The following is a 6,690-nucleotide window of genomic DNA, read 5'->3' as shown; positions in this document are numbered from 1 at the left end:
TCGCGCCGGCCTCGAACGCGCGGCGGAACTCCCAGACCGTCCCGTAGTTCTCGCCGGCGGCCGTGGCCAAGCCGCCGCGGGCCCGCACCTCGGCCAGCCCCGCGAGATTCTCCGGAGGCCACACCGGCTCTTCCAGCCAGTCGACGTCGAGAGGAGCCAGCCGTCGCGCCATCTCCACCGCCTCGGCCACCGTCCACGGACAGTTGGTGTCGACCATCAGCGGAACGCCCGGGCCCGCGGCATCGCGCGCGGCCTTGATCTCGGGCACGGTGATCTCGTGGATCTTGATGTGGCGGTAGCCGCGGGCCAGCGCCTGATCGGTGTGCTGGGCCACGGCCTCGGCGCTGCCGTAGCGCAGGAGGCTGGCATAGGCGGGCAGGTCGGCGCGCGGGCTACCCCCGAGCAGGCGGTAGAGCGGCAGGCCCGCGGCCTTGCCGGCGAGGTCCCAGAGCGCGATGTCGATCCCCGACAGCGCGTAGATCGCCGCGCCGTTCCGCCCCACCCCGTGCAGGGCCCGCTGCAGCTCGTCGTTGACTGCCAGGATCTGGGCCGGATCGCGGCCCACGCACATCGGGCCCAGCAAGGTGTCGATGGCGGCCCGGGTAGCCGGGAAGATGCGGTGGCCGAACGCCTCGCCCCAGCCGGTGAGCCCGTCGTCGGTCTCCACGCGTACCAGCAGCATGTCGATGCTCGTCCGGGGGCGGCCGCCCAGCATGGGCGTGGCCCCTTCGATGATCATCGGCAGGTTGAGGACGACGGTGTCGACCCTGGTGATCTTCATGGGTGATCAATATACTAAGGCCCCACCGAGGAGGAGGCCACATGGGGACGAAGAAGAAGGGCACCGCGCTGCTGATGGTCTGGGCCGACGTTCCCGCCGACAAGGAGAAGGATTTCAATCGCTGGTACAACGAGGAGCATCTCGCCGAGCGGCTGGCGATTCCCGGGTTCCTGAGTGGCGCCCGTTACGAAGCCGTGAAGGGCGGCCCCAAGCACCTGGCGTACTACGAGCTGGAGAGTCCCGCGGTGCTGGAGAACGAGGCCTACAAGCGTGTGCAGGCCAACCCCACGGAAGGCACCAAACGCTACGGGCCCAGCGCCATCGCCACCACCTACATCCGCAACGTCTACGTGATGATCCACCCCAGGACGCTGGCCGCCGCGGCGATTGAGCGCCCGCCGGCGCCCGCGCTGCAGATCGGACGCATGGACGTGCCGGGCGACGTCGACGACGAGTGGAACGTCTGGTACAACACCGTCTACGTCCCCAACTACGAGAAGGTGCCCGGCGTCATTCGCGGCCGCCGGTATCGGGCTGTCACCGGCACGCCGACCTACATGACGTTCTACGAGTTCGAGCACCCCAAGGTCTCGGAGAGCGCGGCCTGGCAGGCCCAGCGCGACGTCTCTCCCCTGAACGCCCGCATGCGCACCCACATGCGCCACGCGCCCGGCTCGCCGGGCGTCTACGTCAAGACGTTCGAGCTCTGAGGGAGGCCGGCATGCCGTATCGCATCAACCACATCCATCTCAAGGCCAGGGATCCCCGACAGACGGCGGAGTGGTACGTGCAGGCCTTCGGCTTCAAGATCGTCGGCGACGAGGTGCGCGCCTTCGGCGACCGCTTCCTCCGGTGTCAGAGCGAGGACGGCGGCATGATGGTGAACATCTCGGGAGCCCGCACCGGCGAGACGCTCGGTCCGGGTGACGCCAGCGCCCATCACGGGCTCGAGCACTTCGGCTTCGACTCGCAGAACCTCGAAGCGGACATCGCCCGCCTGGAGGGTCTCGGCGCCCGTCTGCTCGAGGGACCGATCCAGGTGCCCAACGGGCCGCGGGTGGCGTTCCTGCGCGCGCCCGACGACGCCCGCGTCGAGCTGGTGGAGCCGCGCCGGGCCGGCATCGCCGGCGGCTGCTGCTGAGCCGCCGCCGTGGCACGCGGCTCGCGAAGGATCAGCCTCGTTTGAGCCGCGGCAGCACGTGCGAGGCCACCTCGTCGACCTGGGCGAGCTGGTCGCCGCCGGCGAAGCGCAAGTTGAGGTGACGCGCGCCGGCGGCGATCCAGCGCTGCAGCCACTCGATGCCCCCTTCCAGGGGGCCGGCGTAACAGGCCTGGCGGGCCAGGATCGTGCGGGCCGGCGCCGCGTAGTACGTCTCCAGAAACGTGTTGAGCCGCTGCTCGGCGGCGGCGCGATCGCGGTCCAGGGCCAGCGTCAGGTAGGCCGCGCCCGTCACGGCGTCCGGCGGGCGACCCGCCGCCCGGGCGGCGGCCTGAATCTTGGGAAAGTGCTCGGCGAAGAACTCGACGCTGGGCCCGGTGGGGAACCAGGCGTCGAAGCGCGCCGCCTCGCGGAGCGCGGTGGGCCCGCTGCCCCCGATCCAGATGGGGGGCCCGCCGGCACGATGCGGCTTGGGCTCGACGGTGGCCTTGTCCAGCGTGAAGTGCTTGCCGCTGAAGCTGACGTTGTCCTGCCGCCACAGGGCGCGGCAGATCTCGAGCATCTCGAGAAAGCGGCCCACCCGGCGCTCGAAGGGCACGCCCACGGCCGCGAACTCCCGGCGGATGGCCGGCGTATCGGCGGCGATGCCGACGCCGAGGATCACCCGGCCTTCCGCGACGCGGTCGAGGGTGGCCACGACGTGGGCCAGCACGACCGGGTTGCGCAGCGCCGGCAGCAGCACGCCGGTGCCCAGCCGCATCCGGCGGGTGCGCGCGGCCACCGCGGCCAGCAGCGTGAGCGGCTCGTGGCGCGGCCGCGCGGTGATGGAGTCGCCGATCCACACGGAGTCGAAGCCCGCCGCCTCCGCGCGCTCGGCCATGGCCAGCAGCGGGACGGTCTCCGGATGCCCGGACATCACCGCCTCGCGAGTGGGAATCAGCACGCCGAACTCGACCGCCATGACTCCCCCTTTTCCAGCGTTGCCAGCGCCAGGCCGGGCAGGACATACTCGGAGCGGAACCACGGCTTCGCCAGCCGACGCCGAAACGGCAGGTCGAAGTATACCGCGCGACGCGAGCCTAATCCTTTCCAGACGGTCAGGGCCCGTGCCATGATCGGAGGGGTCCATGCCCAATCACGTGATCCGGGTCGGCGACGTGGAGATCCTGGCGTTGTCGGACGGCCTGCTCGAGTTCGACCTCTGCAACTTCTTCCCGACCATTCCCGAGCAGGACTGGCAACCCTACGAGTCACACCTGACGGACCATCACGTCCGGTTCAACCTCGGCTCGTACCTGATCCGGTCCGACGGGCGGACCGTCCTCGTCGACACGGGCCTGGGCCCCAAGCCCGCCGACGGGCCCGACGTCCCCTGGGGTCAGCTCCTGCACGACTTCCAGGCCAAGGGCGTGCGGCCCGACGAAATCGACATGGTGGTGATGACCCACCTGCACCGCGATCACGTCGGATGGAACTTGCGGGCCGAGGGCACGCGGTACGTACCGACCTTCCCCAGGGCCCGCTACTGGATGAGCGCCGAGGACTGGGAGGTGTGCCATCAGCCCGACGTCCAGCCGACCCGTTTCGTGAACGCCCCCACGTGTGTCTGGCCGCTGGCCGAGCTGGGGCTGATCGAGTTCATGCAGGGCGAGCAACATCTGACCCGCGAGCTGACGGCGCTGCCCACGCCCGGCCACACGCCCGGGCACATGAGCATCCTGATCACCTCCAGGGGCCAGCGCGCCCTCGTGCTCGGCGACGCCGCCCACAGCCCGGTCCAGGTGCTGGAGCCCGACTGGGTCTCGCGCGCCGACATGGATCCGGACATCACCCGGCGGACCCGCCGCGCCCTGCTCGACCGGCTGGAGCGCGAAGAGATCATCGTGGCGGCCGGCCACTTCCCGGCGCCCGGGTTCGGCAAGATCGTGCGCCTGCACGGCCGCCGCTACTGGCAGGGAATCTAGATCTCGCGCCGGGCGACCACGATTACCGCGATGCGTTGGGCAGCAGCCGCTCTGGGCCTGGGCCTCGTCGTGCTCGCCGCGGGGCCGAGCCACGCGGAGTTCCGCCTGCTGAACGTGGGGATCCGGGGGGGGGCCGATGGCCCGAACGTGTTCGGCGGCGACGAGAAGGAATCGTTCCAGCAGTACGACATCTTCGCGACGGCCGCGTTGCCGTGGACGTGGTACGCGCGATCGGGGTGGGATGTGGCTCCGCGGCTCATGGCCACGGCCGGCGCGCTGATCGGAGCCGGCGAAGCGGGCTTCGTCGGCAGCATCGTGCCGCTCGTGGCGGTCGGCCGGCGGGATAGCCCGCTGGCGCTCGACGTCGGACTGGGGGCGGCGGTGCTCACCAGGCACAAGTTCGGCGTCCAGAACTTCGGCGGCGCCTTCCAGCTCGTGGCGACCTTCGGCGTGCGCGTGCCCGTGTACCGCGGGCTCGGCGTGGGCTATCGGATGCAGCATCTGTCCGACGCCAAGATCTATGGCGAGGGCACCGGGGCCGACCTCCACATGCTGGAGCTGAGCTGGACCTTCCGCTGAAGTAGCACGTCACGCCGGTCGCTGGCGCAATCGAGCCGAAGGCTCGATTGATACGTGAATGGGGTATAGGGGGCCATGTCGGGGCCCCCATCCCATGTCGCCCCCCATCTTCAAATCGAGGAGCGACACGGCTTTGCCGGGGCGCTCCGAGCGCGGGGGGTATGGGGGCCATTTCGGGGCCCCCATCTTCAATCGATCGCCGAGTGCACGCAGTTGGACACCACGTCCAGGCGCGCGCTGTGCCAGGGATCGGGAATGCGGCTGTTGGTGAAGTAAGCGAAGCTGACGCCGGAGTCGGGATCGGCCCAGCAATACGACGAGCCCACGCCCCCGTGACCGAACGTTCGCGGTGAGGCCAGCGCGCCCAGCCCCCGGATGCTATCGGTCGTTCCGCGCAGATGCGGGCCAAGACCCCGGTGCATCGGCATGCCCATGTAGCCATCGACCATGTCGCCGGTGACGTTGCGGGTGACGTACTGGATCAGGCGCGGCGAGAACAGGCGCACTCCGTTGAGCCGGCCGCCAGCCAGCATCATGTGGTAGAAGGCGGCCATGGCTCTCGCCGTGGCGTAGCCGCCGCTGCTCGGCGCCCCGGCCCGGCGGAAGCCCGCGTTGTTCTCGTCGGCGCGCCGGACCTGCCGGGTGCCGTCCGGCGACGGCTCGTGCATGTCCACCGCCCGGCCGTGCTCGGCGTCGGGAAGGCCCACGAAGAGCTCGTCGCCCAGCCCCAGAGGGGTGATGACGTTGTCGCGGATGAACGCCCGGTAGTCGGTCTTGGTGACGGCCTCGATCATCGCCGCCGCCGTCCAGTGGGCCGACCGCCCGTGGTAGTGCAGCCGTGACCCGGGCGTCCACTCGAGGGTGAAGCCACACACCGCACGCCGCAGGAGCTCGTGGTCCTCCCAAACTTCCTTCGGCACCTCCGCGCTCGGAAACCCGGCGCGGTGCGACAGGAGCTGGATGATCGTGATGTCGCCCTTGCCATTGGCCTCGAAGCCCGGCAGGTGCTCGGCTACGCGGTCGGTGAAGCGCAGGGCGCCCCGCTCGGCCAGGAGCCACACGGCACAGGCGGTGACGACTTTGGTATTGGAGTAGAGCAGCCAGAGCGTGTCGTCGCGGGCGGCCTGGCGCTGGGGCTCCAGCCGCGCGTCACCGTACGTCTTCGCGAGGGCGAGCTTGCCGTGGCGGGCGACGGCGATCTGGGCGCCCGGGTACCGTCCTTCGGCGATGTGACGATTGATCAGCTCGTCCAGTCGCGCCAGCGCGGCGGCATCGAGCTGAAGGGCCGCCGGGGTCGAGAGCTCGAGAGGAAATCGCTGAGCCATCGGGGTGTCTCCTCCGGTTAGGGGATCGGGATCACAGCGGCCAGCCGAGCCATTCGCACACCCCACGCCCCATGACCCAGGCCAGATCCTCGGCCTTGAGCCAGGGCAGCTCCTGCGTGAAGAGATCGATGCATTCCCGGTAGGTGCAGGGCATGCGGGTGAGGTCCGTGCCCCAGAACGTCCGGCGCGGGCCGAAGGCCTCGACCAGGGTGCGGATGTGCGGGTGCAAGTCGCGGAACGGATAGCCCTCGGTCGACCATGCCGGCATCCCCGAGGCCTTCACCGCCACGTTGGGGTGCTTGGCCAGCCGGCACACCGCGGGCAGGTCCTCGAAGACCTTCGGGGCCTTCTCGCGAAGGCTGATGCCCACGTGGTCGATCACGAGCTTGAGCCCGGGATGGCGGCCGGCAATGCGGTCGATCACGTCGAGCGCCCCCGGGACGAGGACCATGAGGGGAATGCCGTGGCGCTCCGCCGCCGGCCATAGCCAGTCGGCGGTGCCGTCGGTGAGGAAGTGGCGATAGTGTTCGCTGTGGAAGGTGAACCGCATGCCGAGCATGCCGGGCTGCTTCTTCCAGTCGGCCACCACCGCGCGGCTGCCGGGATCCTGCACGGCCAGCCGCCCCATGACGGCGAACCGGTCGGGGTAGCGGCGCGCGGCCTCCAACGCCAGATCGTTGCGGTCGCCCTCCCACGACGGCGGCACCAGCACCGCGCGACGAACCTTGGCCAGATCCATCTGGAAGAGCACCGCCTCCTTGGAGATCGGATAGGGCTTTTGCGCGTCCTGGGCGCGGCCCGGCGGCCACGGCCGGTCGGGCGTATCGGCACCCCAGATGTGGACCTGCGAATCGACGATGTCCATGCGCGGCTCCCTCGGGT

8 protein-coding genes are annotated in these 6,690 nt (G+C 70.1%); 4 read left to right on the top strand and 4 right to left on the bottom strand.

What is annotated here, in order from left to right; all coding sequences use genetic code 11:
- Nucleotides 1–781, bottom strand: a 781-nt coding sequence (locus VFR64_07580) for a mandelate racemase/muconate lactonizing enzyme family protein (GenBank protein ID HET9489598.1), incomplete at its 3' end; no start/stop codon positions are given.
- A 41-nt stretch (nucleotides 782–822) separates the two neighbouring features.
- Here VFR64_07580 and VFR64_07575 point away from each other — a divergent pair.
- Nucleotides 823–1,491 (top strand): hypothetical protein, encoded by a 669-nt coding sequence (locus VFR64_07575; GenBank protein ID HET9489597.1) that lies wholly within the window; start codon nucleotides 823–825, stop codon nucleotides 1,489–1,491.
- A gap of 11 nt (nucleotides 1,492–1,502) precedes the next feature.
- Nucleotides 1,503–1,922, top strand: a complete 420-nt coding sequence (locus tag VFR64_07570) for a VOC family protein (protein ID HET9489596.1) — start codon at nucleotides 1,503–1,505, stop codon at nucleotides 1,920–1,922.
- Nucleotides 1,923–1,953: 31 nt separating this feature from the next.
- On the opposite strand, the gene VFR64_07565 is transcribed toward VFR64_07570, so the two are convergent.
- Nucleotides 1,954–2,901 (bottom strand): LLM class flavin-dependent oxidoreductase, encoded by a 948-nt coding sequence (locus VFR64_07565; GenBank protein ID HET9489595.1) that lies wholly within the window; start codon nucleotides 2,899–2,901, stop codon nucleotides 1,954–1,956.
- Between the two features lie 166 nt (nucleotides 2,902–3,067).
- Here VFR64_07565 and VFR64_07560 point away from each other — a divergent pair, with 166 nt between their 5' ends.
- Together VFR64_07560 and VFR64_07555 are read left to right on the top strand one after the other, a co-directional pair.
- Nucleotides 3,068–3,904, top strand: coding sequence for an MBL fold metallo-hydrolase (locus VFR64_07560; GenBank protein HET9489594.1), 837 nt, complete (start codon nucleotides 3,068–3,070; stop codon nucleotides 3,902–3,904).
- A 30-nt stretch (nucleotides 3,905–3,934) separates the two neighbouring features.
- Complete coding sequence (locus VFR64_07555; GenBank protein HET9489593.1) at nucleotides 3,935–4,483, top strand: acyloxyacyl hydrolase; 549 nt, start codon at nucleotides 3,935–3,937, stop codon at nucleotides 4,481–4,483.
- Between the two features lie 188 nt (nucleotides 4,484–4,671).
- On the opposite strand, the gene VFR64_07550 is transcribed toward VFR64_07555, so the two are convergent.
- Both VFR64_07550 and VFR64_07545 read right to left on the bottom strand, forming a co-directional pair.
- Nucleotides 4,672–5,808 carry a serine hydrolase domain-containing protein gene (locus tag VFR64_07550; protein HET9489592.1) on the bottom strand — a complete coding sequence of 379 codons (1,137 nt, stop codon included), beginning with the start codon at nucleotides 5,806–5,808 and terminating at the stop codon, nucleotides 4,672–4,674.
- Nucleotides 5,809–5,839: 31 nt separating this feature from the next.
- A complete protein-coding gene (locus tag VFR64_07545) occupies nucleotides 5,840–6,673 on the bottom strand; it encodes an amidohydrolase family protein (protein ID HET9489591.1) in 834 nt (277 codons plus the stop codon).
- Between the last annotated feature and the right edge of the window lie 17 nt (nucleotides 6,674–6,690).

Source organism: Candidatus Methylomirabilota bacterium (assembly GCA_035709005.1).
Taxonomy (GTDB): Bacteria; Methylomirabilota; Methylomirabilia; order Rokubacteriales; family CSP1-6; genus 40CM-4-69-5.
The sequence above is the reverse complement of the archived record's forward strand: the minus strand, read 5'-3'. Positions and strand labels throughout refer to the sequence as shown.

Bases quoted from the DNA above. Each gene is read 5' to 3' on its own strand.
- VFR64_07545 (HET9489591.1), bottom strand. From the start codon at position 6,673: ATGGACATCGTCGATTCGCAGGTCCACATCTGGGGTGCCGATACGCCC.
- VFR64_07570 (HET9489596.1), top strand. From the start codon at position 1,503: ATGCCGTATCGCATCAACCACATCCATCTCAAGGCCAGGGATCCCCGA.
- VFR64_07575 (HET9489597.1), top strand. From the start codon at position 823: ATGGGGACGAAGAAGAAGGGCACCGCGCTGCTGATGGTCTGGGCCGAC.
- VFR64_07555 (HET9489593.1), top strand. From the start codon at position 3,935: ATGCGTTGGGCAGCAGCCGCTCTGGGCCTGGGCCTCGTCGTGCTCGCC.
- VFR64_07560 (HET9489594.1), top strand. From the start codon at position 3,068: ATGCCCAATCACGTGATCCGGGTCGGCGACGTGGAGATCCTGGCGTTG.
- VFR64_07565 (HET9489595.1), bottom strand. From the start codon at position 2,901: ATGGCGGTCGAGTTCGGCGTGCTGATTCCCACTCGCGAGGCGGTGATG.
- VFR64_07550 (HET9489592.1), bottom strand. From the start codon at position 5,808: ATGGCTCAGCGATTTCCTCTCGAGCTCTCGACCCCGGCGGCCCTTCAG.